Genomic DNA, 18584 nt, shown 5'->3' on the forward strand with positions numbered 1-18584 from the left:
TCAAGAGTGGCGAGGTGCCCGACCCAAGGGAAGTACGCCCAGTTCTTCATAGAACTTCCTGGCTGCTTCCACGGAGTTCAGTGTGCGCGGAAATCCGGCATAGGCTCCGGTGTGCACGAATATCTCGATCACCTTTTCCGGAGATATCCCAAGGCGATGGGCAATGTGAAGATGCGTGGTCAGTTGCTCCTCCGCGCCACCGAGTGATGCGATGATCGCAAGAGTGACCATCTCGCGCTCCTCGTGGCTCATCGCCGACCGGCTGTGGAGTTTGCCGAAGACGACATCGATCACAAGATCGGCCACATACCCGCCGACCGGACCGAGTGCCTCAACGAAGTTCTGGACTGCCTCCTCTCCTGCCACTTCCTCCGCGATGCGGTAGGCGGCAGATGTCTCGGAAGATCGCGGTGGCGTTCCCTCGGCACTCGACATGCTAATTCTCCTGAATGGCCTCCAGATCCCCCTTTCCGGACCCCGCAAAGTAAACTAACAGGTGCAGGAGCGAGGGGAATTACGGAATCTTCCACAGCAGGGAGCGCGTGTTCTCAGGGAACCGCGTCCGGAAGTACGTGAGCCTCACGCTACTAAGCGTCTTGAGCTATGGGAAGAGGATTGTCATCGAAATGACAGGAACAGGCCCTGGGACCCATTGAGCGGCACCTCCAGTGTTGAATTTTGGGCACGCGAAGAAAGGGAGACCGAGTTCCTGACGTGCTCCCAGCGCTCCCCCGCCGAAAAGCATGTACTGCGTCTCACCATGAGCGTGCGTCGCACACCTGCGGACACACCGGCGATGCGTGTGCACGTTGAACGCCGAGGGGAACGGCAGTGCCAGAGCCCTGCTCCGGTGAGCCGCGGGCAGGGCATGTTCGCACCGGCCGTAGTCCTGTCGTACGGATCTGCGCGCCCCTGGCCGGCATGACTACCGGGGCGACAGGAGAAATCAGTCAAAGGCGCGGGTTCGAGCATGTATGGGTGACAGCATGAGAAGACAGAGAACAAGAGGTCGGGCAGGCATCGTCCCGACTGTTCCCTGACTCACCGAGCCCAGGTGGCAACCCCGCAGTCCCACCTCGATGGATCATCGTCCGACGTACACGCCCACGCATTAACGACCGTTCTCCCGAGGTTTCGTGCGCACACGGGGTGTGCACCAGCGCGTACGGGTGTCAGCGACACGGGCCAGTGCGCGCACTGCCCCGATGAGGCCATTGGCGCAGCTCGCACCGCATGCACGATGGAAACCGTTCCGTCCGGACGCCGGGAGGATGCCGAGTCGTCGCGACATGAAGTCGATGTGAAGGAGGGGCACACCAGTGCCACGTCACCGCAGGCACAACGCTTTACTCGCGGAACTGCTGGCCGAAGCGGACATGAGTGCCGCGCAACTGGCGAGGGACGTCGACCGCCTGGCTGCTGCCCAGGGCCTGTCACTGCGCTACGACCGTACCGCGGTGGCCCACTGGCTCTCCGGCTCCCGGCCGAAGGCTCCCGTTCCCGACTTCGTTGCGGAAGCACTGACCCGCCGGACGGGGCGTCCGGTCAGTCCGGAGGATACGGGCCTGACCGTGCCCGCTGCCGACGACAGGTGGGACGACGACGCGGAGCGGGAGCAGCCTGGGGACCCGCTCCGCAGCCTGGTGACCCTGGCGAGAACCGACGCCGACCCAGCTCGTCGTTCGAGGCTTCTGCGTGCCGTCTTCAGGCAGTCGGTCCCGCCCGGCCCCGAACCAGCCGGCCTCCCGGAGGGCCTCGGGCGTGGCGCTCGCTGCGCCGGGGTCAGCGAAGCCGACGTGGAGAGAGCTCGGTACATGCTGGACCAGTTAGCCGGGAATTGGTCCCTGTTCGGAGGAGCGCACGCCCGTGCCTCGTCCGCCTCATACATCGGCGACGACATCGGTCGTCTGCTGCTGAAACCGGCGTCACCGGCGCTACGCAAAGAGTTGCTGTCAGTGACCGCACAACTCGCGCACATAATGGGGGACATGGCGGCGGATGCCGGCTACCAGGGACTGGCGCAGCGCTATTACTACGCAGCGCTGAGAACCGCCGCCGAGAACCAGGAGCGGCGCACACGCGCCATCACGCTGAGGGCGTTGAGTGTGCAAGCGGTCCGGATGGGTGCGCTGCGCCACGCGGTCGACCTCGCCGATGCGGCGGTCACCGCCGCTGACACCGAGGACAGCGACGACTTACGGGCGTTCGTGCACGTGCAGCGCGCCCATGCCCGGGTGCTGTCCGGCGAGTCCCGTACCACCGTCTACCGGGACATGGAGACAGCCGAGGCGTGCATGACCCGGGCTGCTTCTCGCCCCGGACACTTCACGTGCTACCCGAAAGCCGGAATGGCCTACCGGAAGGGCCAGGTGCTCCTGCGTCTCGGGCACACCCAGGCGGCGCTCGACGCCCTGAGGTACGCGGCACAGGACCGGCCTGTCGACGAACGCCGCAGAAGGGCGTTCAGTCAGGTTCGTGTCGCCCTCGTCCTGCTGGATCTGGGACGGGTCGACGAAGCCTGCGTGTACGGCCGTCTGTTCATCGATGAGTACCTTTTCCTGCGTTCCCATCGATCAGCGGTGCTCCTGAAGGAGTTACAGGCACGGCTCGTACGCTTCCGGCGCGTCCCGGAGGCTGCTGTGCTCCTGAGCAGGATATCCACCCTCGCTCCCGGCCTCGCTTCCGGGCCGCCGAGTGCGGTCCGGTCCGGAGCACGCGCGATCGCTCCATTCGACTGAGCGGGGCGGCGACGCCGGGCAATCGGCCGGGCGTTCAACGCGTTCACGCATGCCGTCGCACCGGTCCGTGTGGCGAGGCCGCTCAGGGACAGCCGCACTGCATGGCTGCGGGGGGACGCCGCCCCCGCCGGAGTCGGACCGACCCCCGACCCGGTAGCGAAGCCGAAAGACCTCAACAGGAGGCGCACGACTGTGAACGACCCGCTTCGTCCATGCGAGCAGGAAGAGCCCTGCGTTGAGAGAGGAGAAGCCGATCCCCGGGCCTCGCACCCCGCGCCAGCGATCGGAAAGCTGAGCGGCGAGGAACTACTGACGACGACCCGGTCCGTACGGCGGCGTCTGGACCTCGAGCGTCCGGTCGACATCCGTCTGGTGCACGCGGCCCTGTCGGACGCATTGCAGGCACCCAACGGCTCCAACGACCAGCCGTGGCAGTGGGTCGTGGTCACGGACGCCGGAAGCAGGCGCCGACTGGCCGAGTGCTACCGCAGGGCGGCCCGGCCCTACTTGGAGGCGATGGCGGACCAGGCGGCCGAGGAACCCGGACGGACCGGCGTCTGGCGGGCGTCCGCGCACCTGGCGGAACACCTGCACCGCGTGCCCGTCCTCGTGGTGCCCTGCCTGAGCTTGTCACCTGGCGACTTCGAAGAGAGGTTCAGGAAGCTGGGGCTGCCTGCTCCGGTGGACCACGTGGCGCACTCGGTGTACTACGGATCGATCTGGCCCGCCATGTGGAGTCTCATGCTCGCCCTGCGGCTGCGCGGACTGGCCTGTGCGGTGACGGCACTGCACCTGGCCCACGCCCAGGAGGCCGCCGAGATTTTGCGTCTGCCGGACCACGTCACCCAGGCCGGACTCCTGGCCGTGGCTCATCCGACGGGTACGTCCTTCCGCCCTGCGCCCCGCAGAGGCGTCGAGGAAGTGGTGCACCAGGATTTCTGGCGCTCCTGACCATTCCGCTCTACAGAACGCGACGAACGAGCCCACCACCAGGAACAGGACAGACACGTCATGGTCGATCAAGACAAAGACATCGAGATCGAGGTATCGCAGGCCGACACGCCTGTGGGGGCCGATGGTCCGTACGCCTCGGCCCGGCGCGTCGTCGTGCGGGAACTCGATGCAATGCTCTCCCACGTCGACGACCGGGCCTCCGCCGACCTCGTCACCGCGCTCCGCGACGCCAGGAGGATCTTCGTCGCCGGAGCCGGACGTTCCAAACTCTCTGCGGAGGGCTTCGCGATGCGTCTGATGCACCTGGGACTGTGCGCTTACGTCGCGGGCGACGTCACCACCCCGTCGATCGGTCCCGGGGATCTGCTGGTGGTGTGCAGCGGCTCAGGAGAGACCCCCACCACGGTGGTGATGGCGAAGAGTGCCGCGGACGCGGGTGCCCGGATAGCCGTCGTGACCGCGAGTGCCGACTCACATCTGGCCCGGCGGGCCGACCTGGTGATCCACCTGGCCGAGTACAGCCAGGACCATGAGCTGGAGCGGTCCGTCCAGTTCGTCGGCACCCTGTTCGAGCAAGGGGCCCTGCTGTTCTTCGATTCCCTCGTGCTCGCCTACGAGCGGCTGCACAAGGTCGACACGCGGGAAATGTTCGCCCTGCACACCAACCTCGAATAGGCACGGGATTACAAGTGACCACACCAGTCTCGCTGACCAGCACCAAGATGAATCTGGGTCTGCGACAGACCGAGCAATGGATCGACGACGTCCTTCTGCCCAGGGCCGACCACCTGGGACGGCTGCGCTTCTGCGTGTGTCTTCCTCACCCGCTTCTTCCTGCCGGACTACGACACGTCAAGGAGACCGGCATGACGATCGGGGCCCAGAACGTGTGGTACGAGGGGGGAGCGGTTACCGGCGAGGTCTCCGCAGACCTGCTGGCAGAGATCGGCTGCACACACGTGATGGTCGGACACGCCGAGCGTCGCCGCCTGTTCGGCGAGGACGACCGACTCGTCGGCCGCAAGGCCCGGGTGGCCTCACTCGCCGGCCTGGTCCCGGTGATTTGCGTCGGTGAGAACGAGCGCCTTGGCCCCGCGGAGACCGTGGCCCACGTCCACCAGCAGGCGACGACCGTCCTGCGCTTCCTCCCCACCGGAGCCGCGGCCGTCGTCCTGTACGAACCCGTCTGGGCCATCGGCGGTGGGCAGAGCGCCGAACCACACCAGGCCGCCGCAGTACTGGACGCCTTGCACAACGCGGCGCCCGACCACATCACTCTCACCATGATCTACGGCGGCGCCGTCACGGCGGGAACCTACTCCGCTCTCCGCCGGCTTGCTCCCTGGGACGGGGTGGCACTGGGGAGGGCCGCCCAGGACGGTGCGATGCTCGACGACGTGCTGAGCGAACTAATGGGTGCGCCGCAGCACGAAACGGGAACCGGCAGGTGACGGTTGGGCGCGAAAAGTGAATGGGTGTGGGAATACGAGGGGTACCGGCCCGAGGAGGAAGGCGTCCGTGAGACGCTGTGCGCCCTCGGCAATGGAGTCTTCGGCGTCCGCGCCGCCGTGCCCGGCGAGGATTCCGGGGGACCCCACTACAGGGGAGCCTATGCGGCCGGGTGCTACAGCCTTACGTCTCCGTCGGTGGAGGGGCGAACGGTGCAGTGCGAGGCCATGGCCAACCTGCCCGATTGGCTGTGGACGCGCCTGCGGCCTCTCACCGGGGACGAAGACGACGAGCCCTGGCTGTCCGTCGACAGCACCGAACTCCTGCGCCACCACCTCAGACTCGATCTCCGCAACGGTGTGCTGACCCGCCTCGTCCGGTACCGAGACCGTCGGGGAAGGCGGACCCGCGTGGCGCAAGCGGTCCTGATGAGCATGGACGACCCGGCTCTGGCCCTGGTGAGGACCAGGGTCACCGCGGAGAACTGGCAGGGTGCCCTGGAAGTGGAGTCCGCGCTGGATGGCTCCGTCTCCAACAGTCAGGTGGACCGCTACAGCGCGTTCGGTGGGCACTACCTCACCGACTTCCACTGCGTCACATGTGCCTGCGATCACACGGTGACCATGGGTTGCCGAACCGTGGGCACCGGAGTGGCGGTCGCCGTTGCGGCCGCAACTCGGGTCCTCGGCAGGGAAGACACCGGCCGGCTGTTGGTCAGGACCCTCGACGCGGACAACACCCGCCCCCTGCGCCCGGGCACACTACTGCGCCTGCCGGTGGCACGTGGGGGCAAGGTCGAGGTGGTCAAAACCGTCGCGCAGCTGACTTCCCGGACACTCTCCCCGGAGGTTCTGGCGGAGCGAGCGGCCAGGAGAGCGGCTTCGGCACCGCACCCAGCAGAACTGGCGGCCCGTCACCAGGAGGCCTGGCGGAAGTTGTGGCACCGGTCACCCCAACCGAGCGTCTTCGTGCCGAAGCAGAGTTATCGGCTGCACCAGTTCCACCTCCTGCAGACGATGTCCCCTCATGTCACTGGTCTGGACGCCGGCTTTCCCGCCCGGGGTCTGCATGGAGAGGAGTACCAGGGGCGCGTCTTCTGGGACGAACTGTTCGTCGTGCCATGGCTCTCTCTCCACTGGCCCCGCACGGCCCGCGCCTTGCTCGACTACCGGTACCGCAGGCTCCCCGCGGCCCGGGACGCGGCGGCGAAGGCCGGCCTCAGAGGCGCTCTGTTTCCCTGGCAGAGCGCGGCGACGGGACGCGAGGCGACCGTGCCGCTCGTCCTCAACCCGCTCAGCGGCCGCTGGACCGCCGATCACAGCGCCCTGCAACGCCACATCAACTCAGCGATCACGTACAGCGTCGACCAGTACGTCCGTCTCAGCGGCGATCTCGCCTACCTGCACGCACGAGGCGCGGAGATCATCCTCGAGACGGCCCGTATGTGGGCGTCCTCCGCAGCCCAGCACTTCGACGGCCGCCGCTACCACCTCGTGGGTGTCATGGGACCGGACGAGTACCACGATGCGTACCCCGGAAGTCCCGTACCCGGGTTGCGGGACAACGCCTACACCAATGTCACGGCTGCCTGGACGCTCCTCCGGGCTCATCGACTGTGGTGCGCTCTGCCTGGGCAGCAGCGGGATCGACTGGCGGCGCTTCTCTCCATGACCCCGGACGAGCCGCAGTCCTGGCTGGAGATATCGCACCGGCTGCACGTCCCCTTTCACGAGGGTGTCATCAGTCAGTTCGACGGATACCGGGAACTGGCCGAGTTCGACTGGCGCGGCTACCGCTCACGGTACCCGGACCTCAGAAGACTCGACCGCATTCTGGAGCGCGAGGGGGATCACCCCAATCGCTACCGGCTGAGCAAACAGGCCGACACCCTCATGCTCGGCTATCTCTTCACCCCGAAGGAACTGATGGCTCTGCTGCAGCACCTGGGGTATTCCGCGGCCCCGGACACCTGGCAGCGCACCGTCGACCACTATCTCCCCCGCACCACCCACGGGTCCACCCTCAGTGCTGCCGTGCACGCCCATGTGCTCAACGACATCGGGCATCCGGCGGCTGCGGCGTTCGTCCGTCGGGCTCTGCGGGTCGACACGGACGGCACCGATCGTAGCGGCACGTCCTATGGCATTCACCTCGGCGCCATGGCGGCTGCTCTCCGTCTCGCAACGGAGGCGGAGTGCGGCGACCGGCCTACTTGAGATGTTCCCTCAGGGCCCGGCACTTCCCTCGTGTGCCGCGATCCCTAGCCCCGCAGGAGGGCCTGTTCGTAGTCCCGGCGGGCGACACACATGCTTCCGGTTGTTCTTCTCCTGCACGCACACAGGGACCGCATGTCACCGGGCCGAGACCACGCCGGTATCCGGTCTGTCCGCCCGATACCACTCCCGCATTGCCCTGCCCCAGCGAACCTGCCGCACGCCTCTCCGCCCGGCGACCGCAGGGGTCGCGCTCGGGGTGTGCGTGTCGCGGTCCGGGGTGTGTCCGGACGGGCCAGTGTGCACACTGGCCCGTCCGGGTCATGGCGGCCTGCCGGCCGCCGGCCGCATCATGTGGTCCACCGCATCATGCGGTTGTCGTCCGCCTACATTGCAGGAGGCTCTGTCGTGCGCCGTTCGACCTCTCTGATACCCACCGCCGCCCTGGCGGCCCTGGGACTTGCCGCCACCGTCACATTCCCTGCACACGCTGCAGACCCCGAGAACCCGATTGTCGTGTGCGAGGACGCCAACAACGAGATCGATGTCGACTTCACCACCGGCGCCGCCCACGTCAACACGTCGATCTACCACGGTTGCGTGTCCGCCGACGCCCCGTCCATCGTCTACGGAGAGGTGCAGCCGTCCAGCGGTACCGTCACCGGGAGCCCCGGGCTGGCCAGCGTCACCGTGCAGGACTGGGAGATCAAGTGGTACAACGCCCAGAACGGTCTGGTGGGCGCGACCGAGATCGACCTCACCGCCACCTATGTCGGCCCGCTGTCCAACCTGATGTTGGGGACCGTGACTTCCACCAACCCCCTGCTGAGCCTGAGTGCGGGCACCGCCAGCCGAGCCTGCACCACCAGCACGACGTGCACCTACTACAACACCGCTGCGGCTGGGCAGCTTCCCGTTCTCAACCTCTGACCGGGTAACGGGCGCGCTGGCTCCCGGTGGTCGGTCACTGACGAACCGTGCGGGGACGGAACAGTGCCGAGACCCATGGTGCCGGCCAGGGGAGTACGTCGGCTGTCGCGCACGGACACGGTTCGGACTGTCCGCCATCGCCGTCAACTGCCCTTGCGAGGCAGTAGTCGCGGCATTCTCAACCGAACCAGCTCGGGACCGCGAGTCGGGCGGCTCCTCGTCCGTCGTGAGACGTCGTGCCCATCCTCGTCGTGTCCTCTCTTCTCGGAAAGGAACCAGGAGTGTCACGCACCGTACGTACAAGGTTCTCCAGGATCGTCCCAGTGCTGGCGGCAGTCTGCCTCCTCCTGGTCGGCGCGCCACTGACGGCATCTTCGGCCGTTGCCTCTGCGAAGGGGGCCGACGGCTTGTTGGACGTCACCTGCACACCGCCGAGCAGTGCGGTCTCCAGCTACAATCCGCCGCTGAGCAACGCCCCGCAGGCCTCCCAGGCCACGATTTCGTACCAGTTCGGGCCCTGTCTCTCGTTGTCGCAGCCGAACGTGACCTCCGGATCGTCTGTGGTCACCAACCCGCCCCGGCAACGGACCTGCCTCGACCTGCTGGCGGGCGGAAGCATGACGATCGTCATCACGTGGAACACCGGGCAGACCAGCACCGTGTCGGCGAACTTCAACACCAACGTGGTGGGCGCGTTGCTGGAGGTCGTCATCACCGGGACCGTCACCTCCGGCCTGTTCCAAGGTGACACCGTACTCCTGAACCAAACCGGCCCGGCGACCCAGATCCTGCAATGCACCCTCGGGCTGGGTTCCGTTTCGAAGATCTACAGCGTGGTGACGCTGGAGATCACCTCGATCTGAACGGTCCGCGTGCCCTGCCGTGTCCCCACCGGAACAGCCGATTCGGCCCCGTCCGGTGGGGCACGGTCCGCTCAGGGAAGGACGCCGGAACGCCTCCCGCTGTTCCTCATGCTCCGGAGAGCGGAGTACCCGGGCCCGCAGCGTTTGACTGACCGCTCGGTTCCGGTGACTCAGCCACAGCAGAGCCACATCCGGGCTCCTCCATATACCTTCGCCGGCCCGGGCGGCGACCCGGGAGTCCACCGCCGGGCCGGGCGGGTGTCTCGACGGGAGTCGCGCACCGCGCGAGAGCGGCGACGTGATCAAACAATGGGTCGTTCATGCAGTCAGGGTCGGGTCGATCGCACGTACCGGCACGGCGTATAGGACCATTCGGGTGAGTCGCTCTTCGCCTCTTCGCCGCGACGACAGGAGACGAGCAGGGCCGCCCGGCTCCTGAGTAACGTGCTGTCCGGGGCGATGGCCGTAGTCAGGTGACGTGCCGATGGCGCCGTCACTACCTCACCGAGTACGTGACCCTACTCGGTGACCTGCTGCCCGCCACAGGTCAGCAGGGCGGCGGATGCACCCCAGGCGGTGGCTGGCGTCGCGCCGAACGATATCGCCGTGCACGCCGAAGCGGCGGGCAGTGCCCTCCTGGTGACCGCACCCGGGTTGTGGGGAGGCTGCCTCGACCGGTCATGCACGGCTGCCCCTTACGCGGCTCCGGTTGCTTGACGGCTTCTCGTCACAGCACAGTAACGAGAAAGGGACCGGATGTAGTGGTCAGTCCGCCTGGTGTCGCACAGGCGAGCAGGTCGAGGCTGGTGATGACGACCGTGTTGACGATCGTGTGTCCCGCGTAGTCGCCCTGTGTGATGGGCCCGGTCGCGACAAGCACCGTCGTGCCGTTGGGCCGCAACGCCAGAGAACTGGTGAAGGCGAACCGGGAAGGTTGTGTGGCGGGATCAGCCCAAACGATCTTTCCGGTGCCGGAGCTGCCACCACCCAGGCAGTTGAGGTTGCCGCTGCCGTCGAAGGTGTAGGTCCCCGCCGTGTGCTGAAGATCGGTGGAGACACAAGGCCCTAGTGTGCCGGCTGAGTGCACGTCGACATGAGGGGTGGGCGTGGCGAAAGTGAGGCCCGGCGAGTACGAGGTGCTCTGCACGCCGAGGGGACACGTGACGACACCGCCGTCGTCCGCAGCCGCTGTCGCAGGGACTGCGGGAAGGGTGACAGCAGCGCCGAGGGCCGAGGCAATCAGAGCGGACGCGAGCGTTGTACGCATGACAGGGACCGTCCTTTGATGAGACGTCATTCACGGTTCAGGGATGAGGCCTGCCACGGGCGAGCGGCTCGGTCTCAAGTGCTCCGCCGGATTGCAGGAAGGGGTGATGACACGACCGGTGGATGGTTCGCCAAGGGTCCCCTCTCGGGCTGGCCGCGCAGGATGGCAGGACGAGCTTCGGGGCGCTGTCCCGATGGTGGTCTTTACACCACCTCCAGGGTGGTCACACCACTGACGTCGGTGACCCCGGTGGTGAGGCATCCGACGATGTCGAGACTCGGGTAGACGACGACCTCGTGGATGACGTGCCCGGCGAACAGACCGGACCCGATCGTGCCGACGCTCGTGACGATCGTGCTGCCTGTGCTGCGGGTGACCACGGTCGTGAGCGTGGCGTAGCTGTGCTGTCCGTTGCTCCACTCGATGTCGAGAGGCGGATGAGTCACAGGCGGTGCCACCAGACAGTTGGCGTCCGTTGTGTAGTCCAGCGTGGTGCCGGCCGAGGTGACGGGCGGGTTCTGGGGGTCGGTCCCTACGTCGAGGCAGGACGGGTAGGCGTGGGTGGACGTGATGTGCGTCGAGCGAGTCGTTGTCGACAGCGGTGGTGAGTAGCTCTGGTCGGCCGTGCCGGTGCAGACGACCAACGCCACGTCATCCTGCTTGGCTGCCGCGGCCCCCGTGCCCCCCATCCCCGCCAGGGAACACAGTGTGATGAAAGCGAGTGTTGCCGCTGTGCTGTGTCTTCTCATGCTGAACCACCCTGAAATAGTCACCTGTTGGCTCTGTGCACACAGCCGACTGTGCGCCGGTTCCGGGCTCGACACCATGGCCCGGGGGGAGGGCGCACATATGGCCTGCAACCGCACACCGGTGTGCGCCTCAATGGCCCCGCACCCCCCATCGCGCGCCCCGTATCAGCCCAGCCTCCGCCGCATATAACCGGCCTACTGCCCTCGGGAGCCAACAGGGAAAGCGCACGCGATCTGCTCACCCTCACCGAGGCCCGATCCGGCCTCGGTCGCCGGGATCCCCGCCACCCTGCGCACTGCTCAGATGGATTTTGGTGGTGAGTCCACCGCGGGAGCGTCCCGGACACTCGCCGATCTGACCACCCTTCTCCAGCCGGACGATGAGTTTCCGCAGCACCGGATCGACCTGATTCGTCCCCCGGCTGACCCCCTTTTGAGACACCGCGGCCGGGGGTGCGTTCCTCGCGCCAGCCGCATGCTGGTGGGCCCGCACCGCGGTCGAGTCCACCGACACGTCCAGTCGATCCCGCCCGCGGCGTCCTCGGCGGCCTGGACCTTCGACAGCAGCATGGCCCACGTTCCATCCGCTGACCAGCACCGATGCGGTGCGTAGACCGTCTCCCACGGCCCGAACCGCTCCGGCAAATCCCGCCACTGCATGCCCGTCCGAACCCGGTACAGCACCCCGTTGATCACCCGCGGTGTTCACTCCACCGACCCCCACGCGCAACACGAGGCAAGAACGACTCCCGTCGATCCCACTCCGCATTCGTCGGATCCCCACGGCCCATACGCCAAGCCTGGCCTCAAGAGCCCACTCACGTCAGGAGACCCGAGAAACAGCTTTTAGGAGTGATATTCAAGTGTCACGCTCACACCAGGGGCGATGCGAGGGTGTCGGTTGCTTGGTGGACTCGGCGGTCTTGTCGTAGCGGGTGGGTCGGCAGCACTCGTCTTCATATCCGCCCAGCGGTCCCAGGATCTCCCGCTGGCCAGCCGTCTGTCGGCGCCGTCCCGCGTCAGGCGCGGGACGGGCGCCGCCCGGGGCGGCCGGTGAGATGGACGGGGAGCTGTGCGGGGCCGTGCAGGACGCGTGACCGTCTCGGGCTACCGGGCGCTGCCAGGGTCGCCGCGGGATACCGCTCAAAGAAGCGGCGCAGTACGGTCTCCGTCTCGGCGCGGGCGAGCGCCGCACCGAGGCAGTAGTGGACCCCGGCGCCGAAGGTGAGGTGCCGACCTGCCCCGGCCCGGCCGATGACGAACTCGTCGGGACGATCGAAGACGGCGGGGTCCCTGTTGGCGCCGGCCAGCACGACGACCACCGGGGTTCCGGCAGCGACCTTGTGCCCCTCCACCTCGGTATCTTCGCGTGCTCGGCGCACCACGTACCTGACGGGAGAGGAGTGGCGGAGCGTCTCCTCCACCACCGCGCTCCAGTCCCCGGCGGCTTCTTCCCGGCGTTCGGGCGCTCCCAGCAGGGCGTGCAGCGCGTTGCCGATGAGGTTGACGGTGGTGACGAATCCTGCAAGCAGCATCATGCCGGAGGTGGCGATCACATCTCGCTCGCCCAGCGGATGAGGGCACTGTTCCGCGAGACCGGCGATGAGCCCCTCGGGGTGCCGAGGTGCCGAGGCATGCTGCCGGAAGTAGCGTGTCATCTCCGCGTAGACCCGGTGGATGCGGTGCACTTCCGCGCGGCTCCGCGGCCCGTCGAGCAGGGCGGCGACGGTCCTGCCCCACCGCACGAACAAGGGAACGTCCGCCCGCGGAAGACCGAGCAGACGGCAGACAGTGGTGACGGGTACCGGTTCGGCGAGCGTGGTGACGAGGTCCACCGGGTGCCGGCTGCCGAGAGACCGCAGACAGGCGTCCACGTCCTCGTCCAGGTGGCGGGTCATCGTCTTCGTCCGGTCCCGCGAGAACCACGGGGTGACCATGGCACGCAGCTGGGTGTGCCGTGGTGGGTTCAGGGAGAAGAAGGCCTCGTCGAGCGGGTGCACGACATCCTCGCCGAGGTGAGTGGAGGCCCGGCCGGAGACCATAGTCGGGACGGCACCGAAGTGACTGCTGCGCAGGATCGCGTTCGCCGTCGTCCAGGTCGCGGTGAAGAGCAGGCCGCGCCGGCTGCGGACCAAGGCCCCCCGGGTGCGGACGGCCGCGTACGAAGCGCTGCCGTCCGCACCCGGAGGCAGCCGCAGGACGCGGGCGCCGAGGTCGCCGCGCAGCTGGTCCCCCGCGAGGCGGGCCCGGTCAGCCAGCAGCGCCAGTGTGCTCTCACTCGGCATCGGCTGCCGCCCCCGGCCGCGCGCGGTCCCCGGAGGGGCGGTAGGGGGACCAGTAGTACTGGCGGTAGAAGTTCTCCGCCATTTCCACCCAGGTATGCAGTCGCTCCGTGCTGTCCAGGAAACGGTGCAGGTTGACCAGCATCCAGCTCCACATCGCCTGGCTGTCGCGGCACCCGTTGCAATTGCCCGAGGTGCAGCAGAACTGGACGGTGTGGTCGGCCCGGTAGGTGTTGAACCCCCGTAGGACCGGGTTGCCGTTGCCCAGCCGGTCGGTGTGCGCCGCGTGGTCGACGCTGATGCTGGGGCAGGTGTCGTAGCCGAAGGTGCCCCAGTGTGTGCGGCCCCGGACGAGCGCGTCGAAGTAGTACGGGTGACCGATCACGGTTTCCGGGCAGTTCTGCCACACGCGGGTCATCTCGGCCACGAGCCGGTCGCTCTCCCGGATGCCGGTCGGTTCGTCCGCCCCGTAATCACTATAGAAACCGAACACGACCTGGTTGCGGTTGTCCTGGATGGCGCGCACGGTCGGTTCGATGTGGTCGATTCCAGGCTCGCTGACCGTGTAGACCCAGGTCACACGCGGATCATTGCGGTAGGCCGCCAGTGCGAGGTCGAACAGTCCGGTGATCCGCCGGCCACCGGGCCGGTGCCCGCGCAGTTGGTCGTCGATCGGGCCCCCGCCCCACAGGGACACGAAGACCTGGACGTTCTCGAATCCGTCGTAGGGCACGGGGCGGGTGCCGTTGCTGACGACCGACACGTACGGCAGGGTCTCGACGAAGACCGCGATGCGGTCGGGGACCAGCGCCGGCTCCCCGCCGATGAGCAGGACGTTCGTCGTCCCGCTTGACTGTAACCGCTCGGCGAACGTGCGCAGCGTCGTCAGGTCGCTGACCTCCTTCGCCGCCTTGTCCAGGTCGTGTTCGAAGAACCAGCAGCCCTTGCAGCGCAGGTTGCAGGCGTTGGTGATGAAGACCTCCGCGCTGCGGACGCCGGAGGAGAAGGTCTTTACCGTTTGGAGCCGGTCGCGCAACGCGGGATCGGAACGGGTCAGTTCCTCCACCCGTTCCAGCACCCGCTGCCGGCTGGGCTGAAGGGTGATGTCGAGGGCTCGTGTCATGGTGTTCCCTTTCGTTGTCGTTCTCGGGTCAGGAGGCCGCGAGGCGCAGGAGGTCAGAGGCGTTGCGGTGCAACAGGTCGGCGAACGCCGGCAGGTCGGACACCGCCGCCGGGTCCAGATGGACGTTGAGGGTGCAGGTGTCGTGGTGCGACATGAGCGAGGAGATGCACCCGCTGTTTCCCCGGGGCCCGAAGGCGAGGCAGGAGGTGATCTCGGCGCCGGCGACGTAGGCCGGCCGCTGGACGCCAGGCATGCTACTGGGCACGACGTCGATGCCGGCGGAGAGTCGCCGCACGAAGGCGGTGAGCAGGACGGGCGGGACCAGGGGCAGCAGTTCCGCTACCGCCGGCAGCACCCGCACCATGCCCGAGGTGCGTGACTCCTGCAGGAGCCGGTGGACCGCGCGGATGCGCTCGCGCAGGTTCGCGGCGGCCAGCGGCGCGGCAAGGAAGGCCGTCCCCACCTGGTTGTTCCCGCGGTGCCGGCCGCCTCTCCCCAGGTCGACGGGCACTGCCATCGACAGCGTCTCCTGCGCGGATCCGACATGGCGGTGGTAGTCGGCGTACGTGGCGAGCAGGACGGCGATGTAGGTCGACGTCACCGAGGCGCCCAGCCCCCTTCCTGCGGCCTTGAACGGTCCGAGCGGCATCGTGACCGATTCGAATCGGCGGTGCGGCGAGCGCCCCGCCAGCGCGGGGGAGGGGGACGGGATTTCCATGCGGCGCAGCTCACGAATGACGGTGTGGAGGCTGTCGGGGAGGCGTGAGGGGTGTCTGCCCAGACGACCGAGGGCGGTCGCGGCCCGCGTCCAGGTGGTTATCGACTGCTGGGACAGCGACCGCGGTCCCAGCAGCAGAGTGCGGGCCCGCGGTGCCCATGTGTTTGCGCGCGGCGGCCTGTTTCCGTAAGGCGGGGTGGCAGGGACCCCCGCGGGGCGCATCGGGGTGTGGCGGGACGCAGGAAGCACGGCGTCCATGGCCTCCCGCAGGCCCCCGCCGTCGGTGACACAGTGATGGACCTTGATCACCAGGGCCGCCCGGTCCTCCGTCAGCTCCTCGACCAGCACGGCCCGCCAGGGAGGGCGCGCGGGGTCGACGGGAGAGGCGCCCACCCGCTCCGCCAGGTCGAGCAGTTCCCTGTGACCGCCGGGCGAGGGCAGCCGGATACGCTGCAGATGGTGGTGGACGTCGAACGCGGGGTCCTCCTGCCAGGCGACCCACCCCCACCTCCAGGGTGTGTCGAGGACGCGCGCCCGTAACCGGGGCAGTGCCACGGTGACCTGGTGGAAGCAGTGGAGGAGCCGGTCCCAGGCCGGTGTGCGGTCCAGCATCCAGACCAGCACCGCGTTCGAGCGCAGGGCCTCGTCCGTGTCCAGTCGCCAGAACGTGGTCTCGAGGCCGTTGAGGAGGGCTGCCTCCTGCCAGCCGGGCAGATGGCCGGCGTGGGTGTGTGCACGCATGCGCGCCCTTCTGTCTTCGTCGTGGACTGCAGGGAAAGATCATGTGTGCTGGTGTTCTCCAGTCAGAAAGGGATGGACGGCCTCGAGGAAGTCGTCGGCGGCGTCCAGTTGAGGACTGTGACCCGCCGCCAGCAGCTGCTGGCTGCCCCGGGGGAGAAGTGAGGCCGCGCGGGCCTGCCACACGGGCGCGAGCAGGTCGCCCGTACCCCAGACAATCTGGGTTGGCATGTGCAGATGGGGCAACTCGGGCCGCAAGTCGTAGCGTTGACCGAACGGCGTCAGCACGTGCGCCAGCACGGCGAGGGACGTGCTTACGAACTGGGGGTCCCATGCCCGAGAGACGTGGTTCGCGTACCAGCGCAAAGGGACGGCCCACGGACGGTAGGTGGTTCCCAGCGCGCTCAGCGCCGTGTTGACCACGGCGGCACCGGGCAGCAGGCTGACCGCGAAGGCAGTACGGCGCAGGACGGGATGGACGCTCAGCACCAGTGCGGGGTTGACGGCCCGTCCCAGCCCTCCGGGCGCCACCAGGACGAGGCGGTCGACGTCCCTGTGCGCCGCGCGGGCCACATGGAGGGCGACCATGCCCCCGAAGGAGTGGCCCATCAGGGCGTAGCGGCCGAGGCCGATGGCAGTGGCGAAGGCCCTTACGAAGGCTGCGTACTCCTGCGGGGTGAGGCTCTCGAGGGGCGGTGTCCTGCCGAAACCCGGCAGATCGAGGGCGACGACATGGTGCGTGGTGGCCAGCCGGGGCAGCACCGCGATCCAGTCGAGAGGGCTTCCGCCGTCCCCGTGAAGCAGCAGCAGGTCCGGGCCGGCGCCGCCTTCCAGATAGACGGCGACGCGCCCCTCGACGTCCGCGCGGCTCTCCCGGATGCCGGGGGCGGCTGCTGTCACGGTGGTCTTCCCAGCTGTGCCGTCCGGGCTCGGCCCGGTCATGAGGAGGGGGACGGACGGGCGGATTCGATGACGGCCCGCACCAGCCCGCCGACCGTGGTGGCGTGTTCCCAGTGCGTGTCCGGAGCCGCGAGTCCAAGATGGTCGGCGGCCTTGCAGACGATCTCGACACGGTCGACCGAGTCTGCTTCCAGCTCGGACCAGGTGCTGTTCGTGGTGATTGCCGTGGCGTCGACCGTGGGCAGCACCGCGGTGATCGCGTTGAGGACGGCGCAGGCGACGTGGTCGTAGGTGAGGGAAGGCATCGCGCTGGGTCTCCTTCGCACTTCGCGACGACCGGCCGGGCCGGCCGGGAGGCGGGTGTCAGGCGGACAGGGGCAGCAGGCGGATCGACGCGACTGCGATGAGACGGCCGGTGACCGCGTCGGTGAGGCGGACGTCTGCCGTTTCCTCGTGGCTTGACGGGTGATGCCACAGGCGGACGACGACGGTGATGCGGTCACCGGGATCGGCGTTGGAGAAGTAGGCGAGCCGGTGGTCGAGCAGATGTCGGCGCAGAAAGTCCCGTTCACTGCGATCCAGTTGGTGCCACAACCGCAGAAGAGCGGTGTCGATGATGGAGAAGTAGGAAGCGAAGTACAGCAGCCCCGCGCCGTTGAGGTCCCGGGCGGCGTTCACCGTGTACGCGGTGTTGAAGGCACTGACCGCCACGTCGTGGCCGGTGAGCCCGTCAGGATGGAAGGTGCCGTGATGACGGGCGCGGCCGCAGACGTTGCGCGGAGAATACCGGGAGGGGAGCGCGGGCAGGTCGGCGGGCCGGAAGCCGGCCGGCGGGCGGGGTAGGAGCCGGTGGTTGGTGCCCGGACCGCTGCGCGTCAGCCACCGGTTGAAGTTCTCGACGTAGAGGCAGTCGCTGTGTGGACGCAGATGGAACTCGTCCGGGTGCAGTGGGGGCAGGCCGGCGCCGGGCGGCGCGAGGCGATGCAGGGTGACGACGGACTGGCTGCCGTCCTGGTGTACGCGGCTCTCCACATCGAACTCGTCCCCGAAGGCGATGCCGTAGGGGTGGATGAGCGGGCTGGCACGCACCCGGTAGTAGGAGAAGGCGAGATAGGAAGGATCACCGTCCGGCGTATGGGCACGGTAGGCGTTGAGGGAGCAGGCCGCTCCCACCGCTTGCCATGTCCAGTCCCCCACCTGGGCGAAGAACAGGGAACCGGGGCCGCACATGGCAGGCGAGGCGACGATGCGTCGTGTGAGTACCGTTGAGCACGCGGTGTCGGACATGGCGCGGCGGAACCTCCAGGGTCGGAAGCCATGGGCGGGCGGCCGGGAGTTGCGACGGGGGCGGTGCAGGTCCGAGCGCTTGGTGCGGATCGCACTCTTCGGTCTGGGTGCCCGGCACCGGGCGAGGTGCGGAAGCGACCGAGGCTGTCGGAGCGGGCACCCAGGGTGCGTTCTCGTCCCCCCGAGAAGGATTGCCCGGTCGGAACACCCACTAACCGGCGCACTGGAAGCACTCGACGGAACACGGACAGGAAGGGTCCCCGAACGGGGCGCCAACCCACAGCCGGTCCATAAGCGAGCGTCGCACGCCCGCGCGACCGGCTCTTCCACAGCCTCCGTGCACACCCCCCGGTGCGGGAAACCGGCGCTCGTT

At 68.0% G+C, this 18584-nt stretch carries 16 protein-coding genes and 1 pseudogene; 7 read left to right on the forward strand and 10 right to left on the reverse strand.

What is annotated here, in order from left to right; translation table 11 throughout:
* On the reverse strand, positions 1–435 hold the full coding sequence (locus ACGF5T_RS31980; RefSeq protein WP_366768422.1) for a carboxymuconolactone decarboxylase family protein: 435 nt from the start codon (positions 433–435) through the stop codon (positions 1–3).
* A gap of 884 nt (positions 436–1319) precedes the next feature.
* On the opposite strand from ACGF5T_RS31980, the gene ACGF5T_RS31985 reads away from it, so the two are divergent.
* The 7 genes from ACGF5T_RS31985 to ACGF5T_RS32015 all read left to right on the forward strand — a co-directional run bounded on the left by ACGF5T_RS31985 (position 1320) and on the right by ACGF5T_RS32015 (position 9147).
* On the forward strand, positions 1320–2738 hold the full coding sequence (locus ACGF5T_RS31985) for a hypothetical protein (RefSeq protein WP_366768423.1): 1419 nt from the start codon (positions 1320–1322) through the stop codon (positions 2736–2738).
* Positions 2739–2930: 192 nt separating this feature from the next.
* Positions 2931–3689 carry a nitroreductase family protein gene (locus tag ACGF5T_RS31990; RefSeq protein ID WP_366768424.1) on the forward strand — a complete coding sequence of 253 codons (759 nt, stop codon included), beginning with the start codon at positions 2931–2933 and terminating at the stop codon, positions 3687–3689.
* 60 nt (positions 3690–3749) lie between these two features.
* The gene (hxlB, locus tag ACGF5T_RS31995) at positions 3750–4367 is read left to right on the forward strand and encodes a 6-phospho-3-hexuloisomerase (RefSeq protein WP_366768425.1); all 618 of its coding nucleotides are present in this window, start codon (positions 3750–3752) and stop codon (positions 4365–4367) included.
* Positions 4368–4414: 47 nt separating this feature from the next.
* Positions 4415–5143: a triose-phosphate isomerase family protein gene (locus ACGF5T_RS32000; RefSeq protein WP_366768447.1), complete on the forward strand. Its 729-nt coding sequence runs from the start codon at positions 4415–4417 to the stop codon at positions 5141–5143.
* 24 nt (positions 5144–5167) lie between these two features.
* Positions 5168–7357 (forward strand): glycoside hydrolase family 65 protein, encoded by a 2190-nt coding sequence (locus tag ACGF5T_RS32005; protein WP_366768426.1) that lies wholly within the window; start codon positions 5168–5170, stop codon positions 7355–7357.
* Between the two features lie 405 nt (positions 7358–7762).
* A complete protein-coding gene (locus tag ACGF5T_RS32010; RefSeq protein WP_366768427.1) occupies positions 7763–8284 on the forward strand; it encodes a hypothetical protein in 522 nt (173 codons plus the stop codon).
* A gap of 323 nt (positions 8285–8607) precedes the next feature.
* Complete coding sequence (locus tag ACGF5T_RS32015) at positions 8608–9147, forward strand: hypothetical protein (protein ID WP_366768428.1); 540 nt, start codon at positions 8608–8610, stop codon at positions 9145–9147.
* Between the two features lie 727 nt (positions 9148–9874).
* On the opposite strand, the gene ACGF5T_RS32020 is transcribed toward ACGF5T_RS32015, so the two are convergent.
* The 9 genes and pseudogenes from ACGF5T_RS32020 to ACGF5T_RS32060 form a co-directional block, all read right to left on the reverse strand.
* Positions 9875–10414 (reverse strand): hypothetical protein, encoded by a 540-nt coding sequence (locus ACGF5T_RS32020; RefSeq protein ID WP_366768429.1) that lies wholly within the window; start codon positions 10412–10414, stop codon positions 9875–9877.
* A 203-nt stretch (positions 10415–10617) separates the two neighbouring features.
* A complete protein-coding gene (locus ACGF5T_RS32025; protein WP_366768430.1) occupies positions 10618–11103 on the reverse strand; it encodes a hypothetical protein in 486 nt (161 codons plus the stop codon).
* 334 nt (positions 11104–11437) lie between these two features.
* Positions 11438–11954, reverse strand: a pseudogene (locus tag ACGF5T_RS32030) (transposase); the annotation flags it as partial.
* Positions 11955–12182: 228 nt separating this feature from the next.
* The gene (locus ACGF5T_RS32035) at positions 12183–13448 is read right to left on the reverse strand and encodes a cytochrome P450 (protein ID WP_366768431.1); all 1266 of its coding nucleotides are present in this window, start codon (positions 13446–13448) and stop codon (positions 12183–12185) included.
* Positions 13438–14568: a radical SAM protein gene (locus ACGF5T_RS32040; RefSeq protein ID WP_366768432.1), complete on the reverse strand. Its 1131-nt coding sequence runs from the start codon at positions 14566–14568 to the stop codon at positions 13438–13440. The genes ACGF5T_RS32035 and ACGF5T_RS32040 overlap by 11 nt, the downstream gene beginning before the upstream one ends.
* A gap of 28 nt (positions 14569–14596) precedes the next feature.
* Entirely contained in the window at positions 14597–16027 is a 1431-nt protein-coding gene (locus ACGF5T_RS32045; RefSeq protein WP_366768433.1) for a wax ester/triacylglycerol synthase domain-containing protein, read from the reverse strand.
* Between the two features lie 39 nt (positions 16028–16066).
* On the reverse strand, positions 16067–16924 hold the full coding sequence (locus tag ACGF5T_RS32050) for an alpha/beta fold hydrolase (RefSeq protein WP_366768434.1): 858 nt from the start codon (positions 16922–16924) through the stop codon (positions 16067–16069).
* A 38-nt stretch (positions 16925–16962) separates the two neighbouring features.
* Positions 16963–17229: an acyl carrier protein gene (locus ACGF5T_RS32055; RefSeq protein ID WP_366768435.1), complete on the reverse strand. Its 267-nt coding sequence runs from the start codon at positions 17227–17229 to the stop codon at positions 16963–16965.
* 58 nt (positions 17230–17287) lie between these two features.
* The gene (locus ACGF5T_RS32060; RefSeq protein WP_366768436.1) at positions 17288–18211 is read right to left on the reverse strand and encodes an LnmK family bifunctional acyltransferase/decarboxylase; all 924 of its coding nucleotides are present in this window, start codon (positions 18209–18211) and stop codon (positions 17288–17290) included.
* Between the last annotated feature and the right edge of the window lie 373 nt (positions 18212–18584).

The organism is Streptomyces sp. NPDC047853 (assembly GCF_043204535.1).
In the GTDB taxonomy this organism is placed as follows: Bacteria; Actinomycetota; Actinomycetes; order Streptomycetales; family Streptomycetaceae; genus Streptomyces.